Origin of the sequence: Nonomuraea sp. NPDC050404 (assembly GCF_040655495.1) — a bacterium.
Lineage (GTDB): Bacteria > Actinomycetota > Actinomycetes > Streptosporangiales > Streptosporangiaceae > Nonomuraea.
The window spans coordinates 259968-278765 of record NZ_JBFAKB010000012.1; the positions used below are offsets into that span (position 1 = coordinate 259968).

General features: G+C 69.4%; 13 protein-coding genes. 4 read left to right on the plus strand and 9 right to left on the minus strand.

Annotated features, from left to right (window positions below; genetic code table 11):
* Positions 1-7: 7 nt before the first annotated feature.
* From AB0I81_RS32300 to AB0I81_RS32315, 4 genes are all read right to left on the minus strand, one after another.
* Positions 8-6262 carry an RHS repeat-associated core domain-containing protein gene (locus AB0I81_RS32300; protein ID WP_360664083.1) on the minus strand — a complete coding sequence of 2085 codons (6255 nt, stop codon included), beginning with the start codon at positions 6260-6262 and terminating at the stop codon, positions 8-10.
* 36 nt (positions 6263-6298) lie between these two features.
* Positions 6299-9451: a LamG-like jellyroll fold domain-containing protein gene (locus AB0I81_RS32305; protein ID WP_360664086.1), complete on the minus strand. Its 3153-nt coding sequence runs from the start codon at positions 9449-9451 to the stop codon at positions 6299-6301.
* Between the two features lie 293 nt (positions 9452-9744).
* Positions 9745-10449 (minus strand): alpha/beta fold hydrolase, encoded by a 705-nt coding sequence (locus AB0I81_RS32310; RefSeq protein WP_360664088.1) that lies wholly within the window; start codon positions 10447-10449, stop codon positions 9745-9747.
* A gap of 11 nt (positions 10450-10460) precedes the next feature.
* The gene (locus AB0I81_RS32315) at positions 10461-10751 is read right to left on the minus strand and encodes an ATP/GTP-binding protein (protein WP_360664091.1); all 291 of its coding nucleotides are present in this window, start codon (positions 10749-10751) and stop codon (positions 10461-10463) included.
* 86 nt (positions 10752-10837) lie between these two features.
* On the opposite strand from AB0I81_RS32315, the gene nucS reads away from it, so the two are divergent.
* From nucS to AB0I81_RS32330, 3 genes are all read left to right on the plus strand, one after another.
* The gene (gene nucS / locus AB0I81_RS32320; RefSeq protein ID WP_360664094.1) at positions 10838-11500 is read left to right on the plus strand and encodes an endonuclease NucS; all 663 of its coding nucleotides are present in this window, start codon (positions 10838-10840) and stop codon (positions 11498-11500) included.
* 228 nt (positions 11501-11728) lie between these two features.
* Positions 11729-13201 carry an aldehyde dehydrogenase family protein gene (locus AB0I81_RS32325; protein WP_360664097.1) on the plus strand — a complete coding sequence of 491 codons (1473 nt, stop codon included), beginning with the start codon at positions 11729-11731 and terminating at the stop codon, positions 13199-13201.
* Between the two features lie 144 nt (positions 13202-13345).
* A complete protein-coding gene (locus AB0I81_RS32330; RefSeq protein WP_360664100.1) occupies positions 13346-13888 on the plus strand; it encodes a TetR/AcrR family transcriptional regulator in 543 nt (180 codons plus the stop codon).
* 123 nt (positions 13889-14011) lie between these two features.
* Here the strand turns inward: AB0I81_RS32330 and AB0I81_RS32335 are convergent, their stop codons facing one another.
* The 4 genes from AB0I81_RS32335 to AB0I81_RS32350 form a co-directional block, all read right to left on the minus strand.
* Entirely contained in the window at positions 14012-14329 is a 318-nt protein-coding gene (locus AB0I81_RS32335) for an STAS domain-containing protein (protein WP_360664103.1), read from the minus strand.
* A 71-nt stretch (positions 14330-14400) separates the two neighbouring features.
* On the minus strand, positions 14401-15561 hold the full coding sequence (locus AB0I81_RS32340) for a histidine kinase (RefSeq protein ID WP_360664106.1): 1161 nt from the start codon (positions 15559-15561) through the stop codon (positions 14401-14403).
* Entirely contained in the window at positions 15561-16670 is a 1110-nt protein-coding gene (locus tag AB0I81_RS32345; RefSeq protein WP_360664109.1) for an ABC transporter permease, read from the minus strand. The genes AB0I81_RS32340 and AB0I81_RS32345 overlap by 1 nt, the downstream gene beginning before the upstream one ends.
* Positions 16667-17563, minus strand: a complete 897-nt coding sequence (locus AB0I81_RS32350; RefSeq protein WP_360664112.1) for an ATP-binding cassette domain-containing protein — start codon at positions 17561-17563, stop codon at positions 16667-16669. Before AB0I81_RS32350 ends, AB0I81_RS32345 begins: the two co-directional genes overlap by 4 nt.
* Positions 17564-17690: 127 nt before the next feature.
* Here AB0I81_RS32350 and AB0I81_RS32355 point away from each other — a divergent pair, with 127 nt between their 5' ends.
* Entirely contained in the window at positions 17691-18281 is a 591-nt protein-coding gene (locus AB0I81_RS32355) for a cob(I)yrinic acid a,c-diamide adenosyltransferase (RefSeq protein ID WP_360664115.1), read from the plus strand.
* Between the two features lie 117 nt (positions 18282-18398).
* Here the strand turns inward: AB0I81_RS32355 and AB0I81_RS32360 are convergent, their stop codons facing one another.
* Positions 18399-18779 carry a DUF2550 family protein gene (locus tag AB0I81_RS32360; protein ID WP_360664118.1) on the minus strand — a complete coding sequence of 127 codons (381 nt, stop codon included), beginning with the start codon at positions 18777-18779 and terminating at the stop codon, positions 18399-18401.
* Between the last annotated feature and the right edge of the window lie 19 nt (positions 18780-18798).

The following is an 18798-nucleotide window of genomic DNA, read 5'->3' on the forward strand; positions in this document are numbered from 1 at the left end:
AGGTGGATCAGAAGAAGAACCCGAAGAAGTCGTCGAGACCGCTCTTGTCGAACCACCGGGTCACCTGTGCGCCCGTCTGAGCGATCGTCCCCGTCTTCCTCCCTTCAAGCTCGAGCTCCTCGAACCTGTAGAGCTGCTTCTCGCCCTGCCCCGAACCGCCGGGCCGCGCGAGGTTGGACGGCGGCGGGCCGTCCGGGTACATGCGCCCGTTGCGGTAGACGGTGAAGGACTGGGTCGGTTGTACGGTGCCGTCGTTCCGGTAGACCTGGCTCGGCCGCGACTGAACCGGGTTCGGCCTGGCCGGTGCCCTGTTCACCTTCGGCGGAGACTGCCGCTGCGTCGCGCGGTGGCTCGTCGGCCGCTGGGACGGACGCGAGCGCTGGGTGCGCGCCGGCGCCCTGCTGGCCCGCCTGCTGCGCGCCGCCGACCTGGCGGCCGCCCTGGCCCGCCGGGCAGCCGCGGCCGCCCGCGCCCTGGCAGCCTGGGCCCTGCGGGCAGCCGCCGCCGCCCGCCGCCTGGCCGCCGCCTGGGCCGCCCTCTTGGCCGCCGCCGCCGCTCTCTTCCTGGCCGCCGCGGCCGCCTTGCGCCGCGCCGCCGCTGCCGCCCGCCGTTTGGCCAGCGCCGCGGCCTTCTTCCTGGCGGCCTCAGCCGCCCGGCGCCGTGCCGCCGCGATGGCCGCACGCCTGGCCGCCGCCCGGCGGGCCGCCGCTGCCGCCGCCCGCCTGGCGGCGGCCTGGGCCAGCCTCCTGGCGATCGCGCGGGCCGCGATCCTGGCCGCGATGCCCACGGCGAACCAGAAGAGCTGGCCGTCGGGGTCGCTCGCGCTGACCGGGCTGTTGTTGGCGTAGGCGTAGGCGTTGAGCTGCTGCGGGTCCTCCTCGTCGATGACCGGGTCGACCGAGATGAACCGGCCGAACTTGGGGTCGTACTCGCGGGCACCGAGGTGCACCAGGTCGGTCGTCGGATCCTTGGTGCCGCCGACGAATCCGCGCTGTCCCGGCCACCATGGCGGTGGTGTGCCGCGTTCCTCGCCGAACGGGGTCTGCCTGCGCACCGCCAGCTCGCCGTTGCCGGCGTTCACCGCGGCCTGGGCAGTGCCCTGGTGGTCGTTGGCCAGGAAGTAGAGCTGGTTGTCCGGGGTGCGTACCGCGATGGGCTGGTCGTTGACGGTGTAGTAGCGGGTCTGCTCGACCGCGTTCTTGGCGAAGTCGAGACGCAGCTCCATGTCGTCGATGTAGAGCGTCGCGTCGGACGGGGTCTTGCGCAGCAGCCGGTCGCCGTCGGCGTCATAGACGAACGAGGTCGTCTTGCCCGCCTCCGTCACCGACTCCAGGTTGCCCTCGGCGTCCCACACCAGGCTCTGGTCGGAGTTGCCGACCTTGCGCCTGGTGGTGTTGCCGGTGGCGTCGTACTCGAACAGGTCGGCGCCGACGCTCTTCAGCGCGTGCGGCTGCTTGCCGCCCTGCTCGGGGTAGACGTAGTCGCGGACCTGCTCGCCGCCGCCGCCCCAGGCGTGCTTGGTCTCCTTGGTACGGTTGCCGGTCGCGTCATAGGCGTAGCTGACCGCGTACGGCGCCACGCCACCGATCGTGCCGGCCTGCGGCGAACCGGAGGCGCAGTCGTCCGTGGCCGTCCACGCCGAGGTCAACCGGCGCAGATGGTCGTACTTGAAGCACTGCGTGTCCTGGTTGGCCTTGTCGGCGACCTTGGTGATGTTGCCGGCCGCGTCGTAGCCGTAGCTGAGGTCCAGGTCGGTCGCGGTGGTGCCGGCCCGGTCCAGCCGCATGCCGGTCAGGCGGCGGGTGGACTCGTCGTGGGTGTAGGTGAGCCAGGTCTTCTTCGTGCCCTCGCCCAGCTCGTACTGGAGCGTCTCGCCCATCTTGTTGTAGCGGGTCGCGCTCACGTACGCCGACAGGCCGGTGACCTTGGTCGGCTGGCTGAGCTGGTCGTAGCTGTAGACGACCTGCTCCTCGGCCAGCCCGCCCACGCCGGGGAAGGTGACCGACTGGACCTGGTCGTCCAGGGTGTAGCGGGTGTTGAGCACGTACGAGCCGGCCAGCTTGCCCTCCCGCTCGGGCACCGTCACGGTCTGGCGCAGCGTGCGGTAGTCGGCGTCGATCTGGTTGATCTCCGCCTTGTACGCCTGCCCGCCCACGTACCGGATGCCGGCGTTCATGTGCCCCTTGGCCAGCGCGTCGTACTTCCACTCGGCCAGCAGCGTGCCGGTCGCGGAGCCGTCGCGCATCTCCGTCTTGCGGCCGAGCTGGTCGTAGCCGTACCACAACGTCTTGCCGCGGGCGTCGGTGGTGGAGACGACCTCGTCGGCGTCGTTGTACGTCGTCGTGGTGACGCCCTTGTCCGGGTCCTCGCTCTTGATCTCCCTGCCGCGGAAGTCGTAGTGGTGACGCCACACGTTCCCGGCGGGGTCGGTCACCGTGGACAGGCGGCCGGCGTGGTCGTAGGTGTACTTGGTGGCCTCGTACGCGCCGGTCGGGGTCGCGCCCTTGTACTGGCGCAGCTCGACCAGCCGGTCCTCGGCGTCACCGATGCGGGTGGTCGCCGTACCGCCGGGCGGTGGCGTCAGGTGGATCCTGTCGCCCTCCTGCTTGGCCGTGACCCGGTACTTCTCCTCCCCCTTCGTCTTGAGCACCTGGGCGTTGACCTCGCCCGTGCCGTCGAAGAAGGACACCGTCTGCGTCGGCACGTCCGTGTCGGCCACCGCCAGCAGCTCGGTGGCGGGCGTCCCGGTGGCGAAGTAGCCGGTGTTCGCCTTGTACTTCTCGCCGTGGGAGTTGTAGAAGGTGTCGGTGATCGTGCGGCCGTCCCGCAGCGCGGGGTCCTGCGCCTGCTCGTCCCTGGGGGCGGGCTCCTGGGTCTGGCGCTCGCGCATCAGGCCGTCGTACAGCTCGTGGCTGCTGGTGTAGTCGCCGTCGCTGCCCAGCGTCTTGGTGGTGACGATGCTGGGGCCGTCGGTGCGCATCGTGTAGGAGAACTCGGTGCTGGGCGACTGGTTGCCCGCTTTGCTGCGGTCGGGCTGCCAGACCTTGACCAGGCGTCCCAGGGCGTCGTACTCCATGTCGACGCGGCGGTTGTTGGCGTCGATCTCGGCGACGGCCTCGCCCCAGGCCGGCTCCAGGATGGTGCGCTCGGCGTGGCCGAGCTGGTTGGTCTCGGTGGTCTCCGTCGGCAGCAGGCCGGTGGCGGGGGTGTAGGTGGTCGTGGACTTGGTGCCGACCGGGTCGGTCTCGCTGATCTCACGGCCGTAGACGTCGTAGGTGTGGGCGCTGTCGGTGATCGTCGCGCCGTCCCCGGAGACGGTCTGCTGGACGCTGGTCACGTCGCCCTTGCTGGGCGCCTGGCCGAACGCCTTGTTGTCGTACAGGGCCTTCTCGTCGGAGATCACCTCTCCGGCGGCCAGCGTGGACACGCTGGTGCCGCAGCCCGCCGCGACCTTCTGGATCCTGCTGGGGAAGTCGAGCATCCAGGAGGTGTCGTTGCGGGCGTAGGTGTAGCGGGTGCACTGGTCGTCGTCGGCCGTGGCCAGGTCGCCCTTGTCCTCGACCTGGGTGAGCAGGCCCTTGGTGTCGTAGGCGCGCTCCTCGCCCGTGCGCCGCCACTTGCCGTCGGCCAGGACGGTCCTGGTGACCATGGACTTGGCCTCGACCAGGTGCGCGGTCTTGGTGACGCCGCCCTGCGTGGACTCGGCGGTCTTCAGCGACCAGGGCTGCTCGGCGGTGGCGGTGGTGATCGGCCCGCCGTCGCCGTCATGCATGATCTCTTCGCGCTCGAAGCCGGAGTACTGATCGAGGTCGTCCATCTTGACGCCCTCGGTGTCCTCGACCTGCGCGACCCGCTTGGAGCCGTCGGCCTGCTTGTCTCCGTGCAGGCCCCGGAAGTAGCGGAACTCGGTCAGCGTGCGCTTGGTGTCCTGACCGTCGCCCTCACGCACCCGGACCCGGCCGAACCCGCGGAAGTCCGCCCACGTGCGGTGCTCGGGCTTGACCAGGATGTTGTCGGCGTAACGCCAGCCGGCGCCGTCAAGGTACTCGTAGCTGGTCACCACGCCGGGCGAGCCCGCGACGCGGTCCACCTCCATCGTCTGGGCGACCACGTACTTGTGGAACCAGTCGGTGACCTCGGACTCGTTCGGCGGCGCCCAGCGCTGCGGGAAGCACAGCTTGCTGTTCTTGTCGGCGGCCGGCAGCTCGCCCGGCTTGCACTCGGCGGGCTTGTAGTTGATCCGCAGTTCGCCGCCGGACTCGTTGTTGACCGCCTGCACGCGCCACTTGACCAGCGGGGCGCGTCCCTCGGTCGCGTCCACCCTGTTGGGCAGCTGGACGCCGGTGAAGGTGACCTTGGGCAGCGTGAGCGTGCCGCCCACGTGACCGCTCTGCTGGATCGAGGCCAGCCACAGGGCCGGGCTGAGGCCGTCGCCGGTGGCGGGGAACTGGTGGCCCAGCGCCCAGGAGTCCACCGGGGCGTACTGACCGGCCGCGTTGCGGACCTGGGTGGTGACCTTGGTCAGCCGCTTGCGGGTGAAGAACGTCGGCGCCAGGCGGTCGGTGCACTTCACGCCGGAGTTGCAGATCTGGTCGAACGGGACGTCCGGCCAGTGGCTCGCGGTCTCCTTCTTGAGCTGGTCGGCGGCGCAGGTCACGGTGCCACTCGGCAGGCAGCGCTCGGCCACGTCGAAGACCACCCGCGCGGCGGGCGACTTGGTGAACAGCTCGGTGCTCAGGTAGCCGTAGTCGATGCGGTTGAGGTAGGCGGAACGGTCGTACACGGTGCCCTGTTCGGGCTTCATGTTGCGGCCGTAGTAGTTCTTCTCCTGCGTGTACCAGTACGTGGTGGCGTTGCCGTGGGTGTCCACCGCGTAGTCCAGGTTCCACCGGTAGGCCTGCTGGCACCAGGCGTTGGCCGGCGTTCCTGAGTAGCAGGGCTCGCCGCTGTTGTTGCCGAACACCGGCACCGTCTGCGTCGACTTCGTCTCCGCCTTGCCGCTGGCCCAGCCGGGCAGGCGGTTCAGGCCGAAGCTGTACTGCGTGCCGTCAGGGGTGGTGACCCGCCAGTATTCGCCGTTGTTGTCACCGTTCGCGGCGCCGGTGAGCGCCTCGATCCTGGTGCCGTCGTCGCGCTTGGGCCGCCACTGCTTGGTCGCGGCGTCCTTGATCAGCTCGACGGAGGAGTTGCCGAGCGACATGGTCGCGTTGTCCTGGTCCCAGCACAGGTCGCCGGTCTTCTTGCCGTCGATCATGCAGGACTTGTACTTGCGCTCGATGAAGCCGCTCGGGTTGAGCTCGAAGCCGTCGCCGGCCCAGGACGCCTGGTTGTTGGTGGAGGCGGTACGGCCGTCCAGGCTCTGGGAGGAGTAGGCGAGGGAGAGTTCCGGCTCGTCGCCGCCCAGCGCGGGCGGCGTGCGCATGTCGTAGCTCCAGTTGAAGTCGCCGGTCTGGGTGCCGACGCTCCAGTCCGAGGACGGGGCCAGCGAGGTGGCCGAGTGGTCGCCGGACTGGCCGGATGGGGCTGCGGCCAGCGCGTACACCGCGCCGGTCTCGACCTCGGCGGTCAGCGTGCCCTTGCCCGCGTCGTTGCTGGAGGAGACCGGCTCCGGCTGCGGACAGTTCGTGACGGTCGCGGCCTTGAGCGCGCAGTCCTGCACCTTGACCATGCGCAGGCGGGCGCCGTAGTCGCCGCCGTAGGCGTGCCGGAAACCGGAGTAGTCGACCTCCAGGCGGGTCTTCTTCGCCGCCTTGAGCGTGGCTCCCTGTCCCGGCGACACCCGCATCGCCAGGCCGAGCAGGTCGGTGTCCAGCAGTTCGACGCTCACCGGGTCGGCCGCCGCGGCCTTGACGCCCTTCTGCGGGGCCAGCCGCACCGGGAAGCCGGCCGCCAGCGTGCTCGCCTTGGCCCCGCCCAGCTCGGCCTTCTGCGGTTTGGGCCAGGTCACGCCCGGCGGCGCTGTCCATGCCTGTTTCTGCACCGGGTCGGCCAGCGGCGGGAGCACCGGCACCTTCGTTCCGGTGACCGGCTTCTCCTGCTGCGTGGCCGGGGCCTCGCGGGGAGCGGCGTAGGCCGGCATGGCGTACACCAGCGGCACGACCAGGGCGATCGACAGGACCCCCGCCAGCCTGCGGGGCCAGGCGGACTCGGGCTTGGCCTCCCGGAATCGGTTCCAGGAGGGGTCGGGATTCTCGGTTTCCTCGGGTTGCTGAAAACGATTCCAGCGGGATTCTGGCAGCTCTAACTCATCCGGCGATTCCATGAACCATCTCTCCCAGTCGGAGGGTGCGGTCGAGGATTACTGGGCGGCTAGTTGGGCGATCTGCTCGGCGTTCAGCACGCCGTCATAGGTGCGGACGTCGTCAACGGTTCCCGGCCAGTGGCCGGTGAAGGCTCCCGCCGCCTTGGTACGGCCCAGCTGCAGCGGGCCGGTGGCGTTCCAGGCGCTCAGGTGATCGGTGGCGGTGACGGTCGACAGGCGGCCGTTGACGTAGATGCGGAGCTGACCTGCCAGCGAGTCATAGACGCCGGCGATGTGGGTCCACTCCAGAGGGGTGGGGATCGCGTCGGAGCGCGTCTTCACGAGGGCGGCCGTGTCGGTGTCGGCGGCCGCCATGCCGAGGGTCCACCGGCCCTGCTCCTTGTCGAAGCCGAGCTGGAAGCCCGCGGCCCTGCTGCCCGGCTGCGCCACGACCGCCGTGTCGCGGGCGGGCAGGTAGTCGAGCTGGGTCCAGGCGGCGACGGTGAAGCCCGTCCTGGTGTTGAGCGCGGGAGCGGCGGCCTGGGCGTGGCCGTCCACGCCGTCGAGCGCCAGTGCCCCGTCCAGCCAGCCGCCGGTCCACGAGGCGGCTCCGGACAACGTCGCGGCGGTGGCGCGGCCCGAGGAGTCGGCCGCCGACGTGCCGGACTCCTCATCCAGCTTCCAGTGGCCCACCAGCGTGGCGGCGCTGTTGACCAGGTCGGCGACCTCGTCGGCGAACATGGCGCGGCCATAGACGCGCACCTCGTCCACGTCTCCCGGCCAGGGTTCGGAGGCCGCCCCGCCGGTCTTGCCACGGCCGATCGTCAGGGGGCCCGTGGCGTTCCATGGCCGCGCGACGGCGACCGTGGACTCCAGCCGGCCGTTCACGTAGAGCGAGATCTGACCAGCCGCGCTGTCATAGACGCCGGCCAGGTGGGTCCATTCGTTCAGCCTGGGGGCGGCGGCGGACAGGGCGCGGGTGGCGGGCGCGGCGTCGGTGTCGGAGCCCGTCACGGTCAGCGCCCAGCGGCCGTCGGCCTTGGAGTACTGCAGGGCGAACGCGCCCGTCCTGCCGCCCTCCTGGGTGACGGCGGTGGCGGAGGCCGCGGTGCCGGTCAGGCGGGCCCAGGCGGTGACGGTGAAGTTGCGGCTGGTGTCGATGACCGGGCCCGCCGTCTGCGCGTGGGCGTTGGCCAGCCTGAGCGCGGTGCCGGTCCTGCCGGGGGTCCACGTGGCTCCGCTCAGCGTGGCCGGGTGTGCGCCGGTGGCGTCGGCGGCCGTGCTTCCCTGGCCCTCGTCCATCGGCCAGTGACCGCTGGGACCCCGGCCCGGGTTGACGTTGAAGACGTAGGTGCGGATCGGGCCGAGCTGGCCCGCGCGGTCCTTGCTGCGCACCGCGAGCACGTTCGGGCCGTCGTGGCGGGGGGTCAGCGCGATCGTGGCCGAGCCGTCCTGGCCGGCCGCGACCTCCGTCCTGGGCGTGCCGTCCAGGCCCCACAGGTAGTGGGAGACGTCGGCGATGCCGTTCGGGCCGAACGCGAACGTGCCCGGCAGGCCGACGCCGTCGCTCCACGCATTCTCGGTGAAGTCGGGTGAGGACACCTCGGGCTCGCGGCCGGGGGCCGTGGCGTCCACGGTGGCCTCGCACCAGGGGCTCCACGCGCTGGTGGCCTTGCCGTCCTCGGCGCGCACACGCCAGCGGATCAGCCCGCCGTCGGAGTACAGGGCCGCGGGGATCGTCGCGTAGAAGGCGGTGCCGGTGGAGCCGAGGGGGGTGACGTACTCGCCGGTCTTCACGCCGGCCTCGTCGTACCACTCGAAGCGGCCCTTGACCGAGTTGTCAGTGTCCTTCAGCTTCGCCCACAGCTTGGGGGCGGCGGTGGGAATGATCGGGCGGTCGTCGCCCGAGAGGCAGGGGCCGCCCGGGTCCGACCACACGTCGGCGGCCACGGGGTCGGCGGGCGTGGAGTTGTACTCGATGACCAGGCTCGGGTTGTTCTTGAACTTCTTCCACGCGTAGACGTCGGTCTCGCTGGTGGCCCGCAGGCCGATCGTCACGTTCGGCCACTTCTTGGCGGCGGCGTTGACGACCTGCGAGGTGACGTCGAACTCCACGCCGCCGGGCAGGCAACTGGGGCCCCAGCCCTTGGCCACGTTCACGGTGGCGAGCTTGGTGACCCAGGTGGGCTGCTTGTTCCAGGTCGTGCTCTTGCTGATGGTGTTGGTGGCCCAGGCTTCGACCTTGCGGGCGGAGCACGAGTACGACCACGTCTCGTACGTGCGCAGCGTCGCCTTGATGATCTGCTTGCCGTGGATCGTCGAGCCGGTGTTCATCTGGTAGAACGTGCGGTTCTTCTGCGACTCGACGTGGCCGACCCTGGCGACGTCGCTGGAGTTGAGGTAGTTGGAGTTGGGCCAGTTGCTCCAGACCGCGGTCCAGGCGTTGCGGGCGGCTGAGAAGTAGGGGTCCAGGTAGACGGGGAACTCCGTCTTCGGGTCCGTCATCATCGCGCGGTCCGGCCGCAGCCGCAGTTGCCTGCCTTTCAGCTCGACGCCCATCGTGGCCTCGCGGGCCTCGGGTGAGCGGCCCTCCTTGAGTGCCTGCGGGCTCGTGATGCCCTCGGAGTCCCACATCTTCGGGGTGGGCGCGATGAAGATCGTGCCGTCGTTCTCGTCCGTGGCCTCCAGGTTGCCCGCCTTGTCCGACTCCAGTGTCAGTCCCTCGGCGGCCAGCGGGAACGCCAGCTCGGTCAGGTTCGCGGCGGCGGCCCTCGACTTGACGACCAGGAGGTGGGAGAAGCCGTCCACATCTGCGGTGACCTGGAGGTCCACGCCCGGCATGACCTCGGCGTAGGTGGCGGTGTCACCGTTCAGCGTGGGCTTGGGCAGCGTGCCCGTCCAGCCCAGCGCCATGGACTTGGCGCCGCGCGACAGGCGGGCGAGCGGGGCGGAACCCCCGCCGGAGAAGGTCAGCCCGACCGCGGTGGCGACCGGCTCGATCGCGCCGTCGGGGCGCAGGCGCAGCGTGGTGTCCACGGGGACCCAGCGGTCGTCCTTGCGCACGCGGATGGGGCGAACGTTCAGCTCCATGGACAAAGTGCCGTCGGGCTTGGCGAAGACCGTGCGGGTCTCGCTGCGCAACGACTCGACCTCCACCGGCCGGCCGCTGCCGCGCGCCAGCGCGGTGGCGCTCTCCTCGGGATCGGACAATCGGGGATCGGACGGTGGCCGGATCGCAACCGGTGGGCGTTGTTCCGCCGCCACCGGATGGATCACCGCCAACGTGGTGATGGATAACGCCGCCGCGACCAGACCATGCACTAACCGCATACGTGCCTCGCCCATGCTGAGCAGGGGTTACGCGCGGACAGTTCAGCGCCCGGCGTCTCCACGATCTTCGGTTGACGATCGGATTCTCACCCTGGCCCCGGCCGTAGGTCCAGAGTTTTGTGCCTTTTGCTCAAAGTTTCTTTCATGCCCGATATTCAAATGGGAGGAAATCGTCAGACCTCGGTCGGGAGCGGCCAGGCGGCGGGGTTGACCCGCTTGACGATCTCGTTCAGTGCGATGCGCACGTACGGCTCACCCACCCACAGGTGCTTGGCGCCGTCCACGCCGATCACCTCGGCCTGCGGCACCCGGGCGAACCGCTCGCGGGCCTCCTGCGGGCGCAGGTAGTCGTCGAACTCCGGCACCAGCGCGGTCAGCGGCCGGCCGAACCCGGCCCAGGAGTCCAGGTCGGCGTCGGTGGCCCTGTGCAGCGGCGGCGACAGCAGGATGGCGCCCTCCACCAGGGGATCGTGCGCCCACTTCAGCGCCAGCTCGGTGCCGAAGGACCAGCCGACCACCCACACGTGCGGCAGGTCGTGGAACTCGGCGTACTCCAGCGCCGCGGCCACGTCGAACCGCTCCCCCTCGCCGCCGTCGAAGGCGCCCTCGGAGGTGCCGCGGTCGGAGGAGGTGCCGCGGGTGTTGAAGCGCAGCACGGCCAGGTCGGCCAGCGCGGGCAGCCGGTTGGCGGCCTTCTTGTAGACGTGACTGTCCATGAACCCGCCGTGGGTGGGCAGCGGGTGCAGGGTCACCAGCGTCGCCACGGGCGGCCGGTCGAGGGGCTGGGCCAGCTCGCCGACCAGGGTGAGGCCGTCGGCCGTGTGCAGTTCGATCGGCTCACGCCGGGCGGGCAGCTCGGTCGCCGCGCGAATCTCCACCAAGGATCCCTTCAGTAGCGGGTGCGGCCGGGGCCGCGGTCGAGTCTCTTACGCCAGCAGGTCTGGTGCCAGTGGCGGCGTTCCTCGTCGCCTCCCGGCCAGTTGGGCCAGGCGACCACGTGCGGCTGACCGCCGCGGATCTCCTGCTCGCAGCCGGGGCAACGGTAGTTCTTGGCCGAGGAGGCGCCGGTGAGCATGCGAACCTTCCACTCGCCGTCGGGCCACTGCTCGACCTTGTCCATGCCGGTCGGGAAGCCGAAAGGGCGGGAGGACTCCCTGCGGCGGGCGCGACGCGGGCTCATCGGCTGGGGAACCTGTTCACACCGACACCTCTCACCCGTTCAAACGCCATGCGTCCAGTTTTCCAGAGGCACTAAGGTGAACAGTCATGCGGCTGGTCATCGCGCGCTGCAGCGTGGATTACATCGGACGGCTCACGGCTCATCTGCCGATGGCGCCGAGGCTCGTACTCATCAAGGCGGACGGCAGTGTGAGCATTCATGCCGACGACCGCGCCTTCAAGCCACTCAACTGGATGAACCCGCCGTGCAAGCTCAAGGAGGACGGCGAGACCTGGACGGTCACCCACGGCAAGACCGGCGAGAAGCTGGTCCTGACCATGGCGGAGGTCCTGCACGACTCCAGCCACGAGCTGGGGGTGGACCCGGGGCTGATCAAGGACGGGGTGGAGGCGCACCTGCAGGAGCTGCTCGCCGAGCACATCACGACGCTGGGCGAGGGGTATTCGCTGGTCCGCCGGGAGTACATGACGGCGATCGGGCCGGTGGACATCCTGTGCAGGGACGCGGCGGGGGCGACGGTGGCGGTGGAGATCAAGCGCCGCGGCGAGATCGACGGGGTGGAGCAGCTGACCCGCTATCTGGAGCTGCTGAACCGCGACCCGCTGCTCTCGCCGGTGCGGGGGGTGTTCGCGGCCCAGGAGATCAAACCGCAGGCCCGCGTCCTCGCCGCCGACCGGGGGATCTCCTGCGTGACGCTGGATTACGATGCTCTGCGCGGCATCGAACCGGAAAATCCAACCCTCTTCTGATCTTTTACGCGCTGCCATGGCCCACCACCCGCCGCACTCCGGCTGAGGGCCCTCCAGGAAACGGCCTCTGACCCTTCAGTGGTGGCCCGCCGTCACGCGAGCCCACCTTGACCTTCTTCGGGGTTCTGGGGCACCCGTGAGGGCCCTCCAGGCGCCCCGGGCACAAAGGGGCCGGATCCGTGGCGTTCGATTCTGGTAAGTGACGCCTTACCGCATTATCGTGACGCCATGACGACGCTGACGTTCGACTCACTCAATCCGGCTACCGGCGAGGTCGTCGGCAGTCACCCCAAGCACACCCCGGACGCCGTGCACGCGGCCGTGGGCCGGGCCGAGGAGGCCGCCGCGTGGTGGGCCGGCCTGGGCCACGCCGAGCGCAGGCGCCGGCTGCTGGACTACAAGGCGGTCCTCACCCAGCACATCAAGGAGCTGGCGGCGCTCGTCCACGAGGAGACGGGCAAGCCGGTGGGCGACGCCACGCTGGAGATCGTGCTGGCCATCACCCACCTCGACTGGGCCGCCCGCAACGCCCAGAAGGTGCTCGGCCGCCGCCGCGTCTCCCCCGGCATGGTCGGCGTCAACCTGGCCGCCACGCTGGAATACCTGCCGCTCGGCGTCGTCGCCGTGATCGGCCCGTGGAACTACCCGATCTTCACGCCCATGGGCTCCATCGCCTACGCGCTGGCGGCCGGCAACGCCATCGTGTTCAAGCCCAGCGAGCTGACCCCCGGCATCGGCGTGCGCCTGGCCGAGTTGTTCACCGAGTCCGTGCCCGAGCACCCGGTCTTCCAGACCGTCACGGGCCTGGGCGAGACCGGCGCGGCCCTGGCGGCCGACCCCCGGGTGCGCAAGGTCGCCTTCACCGGCTCCACCGCCACGGCCAAGCGCGTCATGGCGGCCTGCGCCGAGAACCTGACGCCGATCGTGGCCGAGTGCGGGGGCAAGGACGCGTTCATCGTGGACGCCGACGCCGACCTCGAAGCCGCCGCCGCGGCCTGCCTGTGGGGCGCCATGTCCAACGCCGGCCAGACCTGTACGGGCGTCGAACGCGTCTACGTCGTGGACGCCGTCTATGAAAGTTTCATGCGCGAGCTGTCCCGGCGGGTCACGGAGGTGCGCGCCGGCGAGGACTACGGCCCGATCACCATGCCCGGCCAGGTGGAGATCATCAAGCGGCACATCGACGACGCCACCAAGGCGGGCAGGACGGTGACCGGCGGCCCCGGCTCGGTGCGCGCCCCCTACGTGGACCCGGTGATCGTCGAGGACGTGCCGGAGGACTCCCCCGCGGTGCGCGAGGAGACGTTCGGCCCGACCATCACGGTGCGCCGCACCCGCGACGCTCAGGAGGCGTTGGAGCTGGCCAACGCCTCGGCATATGGGCTGGGCGGCACGATTTTCAGCCGCAACGCCCGCCGCGCGATGGAGCTGGCGCGCCTGATGCGCACCGGAATGACCGCCATCAACTCGGTCATCTCCTTCGCCGGAGTGCCCTCTCTGCCCTTCGGCGGGATCGGCGATTCGGGGTTCGGCCGCATTCACGGCGCCGACGGACTACGCGAGTTCACCCGGCCGAAGGCCATCACGCGGCAGCGCTTCGCAATGCCGGGTATGAACCTCACATCGTTCAGCAGGGGCCCCGCGGAGCTTGAGCGACTGGTCAGGCTTGTCACGTTCTTGCACGGTCGACGTAAAAGATAATCTTCTTGCCCTTTCCCTATTCCGATCATCCGTCCATAATTGTGTGCTCTGGGGGCCACGATCATGTTGGACGGGTGGAATGTGAACCGGTCTTACCGGGGAATGTCGGCTGAGCAAAGGCTGGCAGACAGACGCGAGCGGCTGATGACGGCCGCCTACACGCTATACGCGAAGCCAGGTTTCACGGCGACGACGATCGAAAGACTGTGCTCGGAGGCCAGGATCTCCAACCGCGCCTTCTACGAATGTTTCGGCGGCCGGGAGGAGCTCCTGCAGGCGTTACACGGGCGCTGCGTGGAGGAAAGCCTGGCCGTCGTCGCCAAGGCGTTACAGGAGGCGCCGGACACGCTTGAGGGCAGGGTCAAGGCTGGGATTCGCGCCTATATCGAATTCACAACGGCGGACTGGCGCCGGGCTCGCATCATGCACGTCGAGGTACGCAGATCGGGAGACGTCCTGACGCTCTCCCGGCAGCGCGCGGTGGACGCGTTCGCCCGACTGGTGGAGGAGGCGTCGTCGGATTTCCCTCAGACCACCCACTTGAATCGGCGGCTGCTTGCACTCGGAGTGGTCGGAGCGTTACAAGAGTTGCTCATCGAATGGCTGCTCTCGGAAGAGCAACCGGAGATCGACGAACTCGTCGCCGTCGCCGTCCATATCTTCAACCAGAGTCTCGGAGGCGGCTGAACGCGTTATCCACCACTCATTCATCGGGCCTTTACCCAACCCGGCCAACCGAAATCTACATTTTGTCTACATAAGAAAAGAGCGGGTAACGGCTGATCGTCACCCGCTCAGTAATATGTCACATCAGGCCACCGCGGCCGCCGGAGCCTCGACGTTCAGGACCCGATTCAGCCGGGTCACCGCGAGTATCCGCATGATCCTCGGTGGCACCCCCCGAAGAACGAGGCGGCGTTGCACGCTCAGCGCGCGCCGATGCGCACCCACCAGCACTCCGAGCCCGGTCGCGTCGATCATCTCCAGCTTGGAGAGATCCAGGATCAGGTCGCCCTCACCGGAGTCGATCGCCTTGTGCAGGCGTTCGCGCACTCCCGCCGACGTGCCGGCGTCGAGCCGGGCACCGATCCGCACCACCTGGGCACTCGGATTGCCCCGGACGCGCATGCCACCTCCTCAGTCACGGCGGTCGTCCCCTGCCAAGCGCTTGCCAAGGTCAACCTCCCGTACGAAGTCCCCTACCCACTCAGCGGCAGTGACACGACCGCCCTGAGCACGAACTGTCCGTCTCCGGTCGGATTGGCCGTCATCTCGCCTCCCAGGGCGCCCAGCCGCTCTCTCATGCCCGCCAGGCCACTGCCCAGGTCGAGGGCCTGCTGCCGGGCCGCGCCGTCGTTACGCACGCTCAGCTCGGCCTCGTGCCCGGCCAGGCGGATGGTGATCTCGCAGGACGTCGCGGTGCTGTGCTTGAGCACGTTGGTCACCGCCTCGCGTACCGCGTACGCGAACACCGGCCCCACCTCGTCCGGCAGCTCGCGGTGCGGCAGGCGCACCTCACAGCGGACTCCTGCCGCTTCGAGCACACCTTTCACGCTATTCAGCTCAGCGGTCAAGTCAAGCTCGCGGTAGCCGCGCACGGCCTGCCGCAGCTCCTTCAGCGCCTTCCTGGTCAGCCTGTTCACCTCGGCCATCTCGGCCTTCGCCGCGTCCATATCCGACAGCCGTACCGCGAGATCGGTCTTGACGGCGATGGCCGAGAGCTGGTGTCCCACGAGGTCGTGCAGGTCCCTGGAGAAGCGCAGCCGTTCCTCGGCCACGGCGAGCTTCGTGTGCGCCGCCCGGCCCTGGTGCGCCTCGACGGCCAGTTGCCAGATCCAGACCCAGATCCTGTTGGACACGGGCTGGACCCAGCAGAGCACGCCGAGTACCAGCGTGTTGAAGAACAGCGCCGCGCCCATCGTCAGGTCGAAGCCCACGGCGGCCAGGCCGGTCTCCCACCCCAGCGGGAACAGCGCGGATCCGACCAGCCACGTGCCGGCCGCGATCAGGTAGGCCCTGTGCCGGGGCACCTCAAGCGTGGCGAGGGACAACCAGCACACGATCGCCCACCCCCATCCCACCGCGTCGGCGCCGCCCAGGCCGGCCGTGATCACGGCGAGGACCGCCGCCACCACCATCCATCGGGTGGGGTAACGGCGGTTCAGCAGCGCGTCGATGATGCGCAGGCAGAGCCAGGTGAAGGCGATCGCGGTGACCAGCGCGGGCACGACCCGCCACCAGACGAGCAGGTCCTTCTGGGCGGCCGTCATGACGCTCACGGCGATGAGCACCCACAGGGCGACGAACCCCGAGACCAGCACCTGCCAGGTGGTGCGCCGTGCCCGCTCGATCTCGTTCACTACCGGCTGCGCAACACTTGGCCGAACTTCAGCCTGGCCCCCGTCCGCAGCACGGCCCGCTCGTACACGGTGGATCCGATCTTGAGCACCGCCAGCACGGCCAGCGCCATCACGGCCATGGAGGCGCCCACCTGCCACAGCGGCACCTCGGTGGCGGCCATCCGCACCGGCATGACCATCGCGGAGAACGGCGGGACGAACGACAGCACCGTGGCCAGCGTGCCCGCGGGGTCATTGGCGACGTAGAAGGACACGAAGTACGTGCCCATGATCAGCATGGTGAGCGGCGACAACACGCTGTTCACCTCTTCCTGCCGCGAGACCAGCGAGGCCAGGGAGGCCGACAGCGTGGCGAAGAAGGCGTAACCGAGCAGGAACCACACCAGCACCGAGACCACCAGCCCCGCGACGCCCGGCGGGAACTCGGCCATCAGCCCGGAGGCCGCCGACCCGCCCAGCGCGACCACCAGGATCGTGACCAGGTTGATCATCCCCACCGCGCCCAGGCCGAGGATCTTGCCGCCGAGCAGTTGCCACGGCCGTACGGAGGCGAGCAGGATCTCCACGATGCGGCTGCTCTTCTCCTCGACCACGCCCATGGCCACCCCCACCATCTGCTGCATGAGCAGCAGGAACAGCACGAAGACGAGGAAGGTGGCGATTCCCGTGCGGGCGGCCTCGTAGCGCGTGTCGGCGCCCACGGACTGCATCTCCAGCGGCGGGATGGCCACGCCCGCGGCGCCCAGCTTGAACTCCCGGTTGACGCTCTGCAGCAACACGCCGAGCTGGGAGTCGATCTCACCGTCGGTGAGCACCTTGGTGCCGTTGACCAGCGCCGCGTCCACGTCCCCGTCGAGCACCGCCTTCTTGGCCGCCGCCTCGTCGGCGAACTTGCGCCACTCGAACTCCACGTCGGGCGCGGCGGTGTGCAGCGGAAGCTGCTGGGAGTTGACGGTGCCGATGGTGTAGGAGTCGTTCCCGCCGATCACCGAGGGCAGGAAGGACACCGCGGCCACCAGCACCACCGTGACCAGCAGGCCGATCACGAACGCCTTGGTACGGACCTGCGTGGCGATCTCGCGCCGGGCGATCAGCAACAGTCCGTTCACGCCACGGCCTCCTTGAAGATCTCGGTGAGGGTCTGGTGCTCGACGCCGAAGTGCTCGACGTGACCCGCCTTGACGGCGCGGCGCAGGATCTCCTGGTCGTCGCCGCCCGTCGTACGCAGGGTGTGCCGGTCGCCGTCCACGGTCACCGTCCCGGGCAGGCCGTCGGCCCAGCCGGCGGCCGGGTCGCGGACGACCACGCGCAACGTGTCTCCCTCGGCCTCCCGCAGGCCGGACACCGTGCCGGTGGCCACCATCCGGCCGGAGGAGACGATGCCCACGGAGTCGCACAGCCGCTCGACCAGTTCGAGCTGATGGCTGGAGAAGATCACCGGCACGCCGCCCCTGCACCGCTCCTGCAGCGCCGTGGCCAGCGCGTCCACCGCGATCGGGTCCAGACCGGAGAACGGCTCGTCCAGGATCAGCACCTCGGGATCGTGCACCAGCGCCACGGCGAGCTGCACCCGCTGCTGGTTGCCCAGCGACAGCGCCTGCACGGTGTCGCTCCTGCGCTCGGTCAGCCCGAGCCGCTGAAGCAGGTCGTCGGTGGCCTGCTTCGCGGCGGGGGCGCTCAGTCCGTGCAGCCGCCCGAAGTACTCGATCTGCTCGGCGACCCGCATCTTCTGGTACAGCCCGCGCTCTTCCGGCATGTATCCGAACCGCTGCCGGGCGTCATAGGCCAGGGGCACGCCCTGCCAGTTCACCGAGCCGGAGTCCGCCTGAAGAACTCCCATCACGATGCGCATCGTCGTGGTCTTGCCGGCACCGTTCGCGCCGACGAACCCGAACATCTCGCCCGGCCGTACGGCGAAGCTGATCCCGTCCAGGGCGACCTTGCCGCCGGGGGCGTCGGGGCCTCCGGCGAAGCGTTTGCGCAGCTCGCTGATCTCGAGCATCAGGTCATCTCCTTTGTCATGGCTCAATGATGTCTTTTGCCGCGTTCGCCCAGGTAGTCGTGTAAATCATCGGCGCGATGTGGATCCCGCGGAAGATCTGGATGACATTTGTCATTACGCTGAGGCCATGACGCGTGCCGACAAGGACAAACCGGTCGTCCTCTCACACATCTACACCCGCGCGGGCGACGATGGCAGCACGGCGCTGGTGGACGGCAGCCGCACACCGAAGACCGACACCCGACTGGCCGCCTACGCCGACGTGGAGGAGGCCAACGCCCACCTGGGCCTGGCCCTGTCCCACGGCACGTTCCCCGACGACCTGGCCCAGGCCCTGGTCCGCATCCAGAACGAACTGTTCGACGTGGGCGCCGACCTGGCCACCCCCGTCATAGAAAACCCGGAGTTCCCCCCACTCCGCGTGGAACAGTCCTACATAGACCGCCTCGAAGAACAGTGCGACCACTTCAACGAGGCCCTCAAGCCCCTACGCAGCTTCATCCTCCCCGGCGGCGACCCCGCAACGGCGGCCCTGCACGTAGCCCGCGTAACAGTCCGCAGAGCAGAACGCACAACCTGGGCAGCCCTACAGCAGCACAACGACATGAACCCGCTGACGGCCACCTACCTCAACCGCCTGTCGGACCTGCTGTTCGTCGCCTGCCGGGTAGCCCACGCCGGCAACGAGATCCTGTGGAAACCGGGTGGCACCCGGTAACCGGCCAAGAAGACGCTCCGTGACGGCGGATCACCACTGAAGGGTCAGAGGCCGTTCCCCTGGAATGCCATCAGCCGAAGTACGGCGGGTGGAAAACCACCGCTGTGCCGTAAAAAATCAAGCCACATCCAGGTAGGCGCTGGGGGGAGCTGATTCGAGCCAGGCCAGGAATCCAGTCAGGGCATCGGCGCTCATCGCGAGCGAGATCCCCCGCGTGGAGCCCTCGAAGTCCACCGCGAACAGCCCGCCGTCGATCTCCCGCCGGGCGGAAACGACAAGGCCGCGCCTCGCGATAGCGTGGCGCGGCCTGAGTCGGACGCCGACGAGCGGGATCCAATGGAGCTCCCCGTCGGCATACCGGGCCACTCCGCTCTGCCACCCGCGGTCACCAACACGCAGGCGACAGGGCACGCTGCCCCTCGACCGGGCGAGCATCACCCCGCGGAGCACGACGAGGGCGGCCAGCAGCACTAGGACAATCACAACCGTCTCTACCATGCCGCCCCCCGAATGCCCG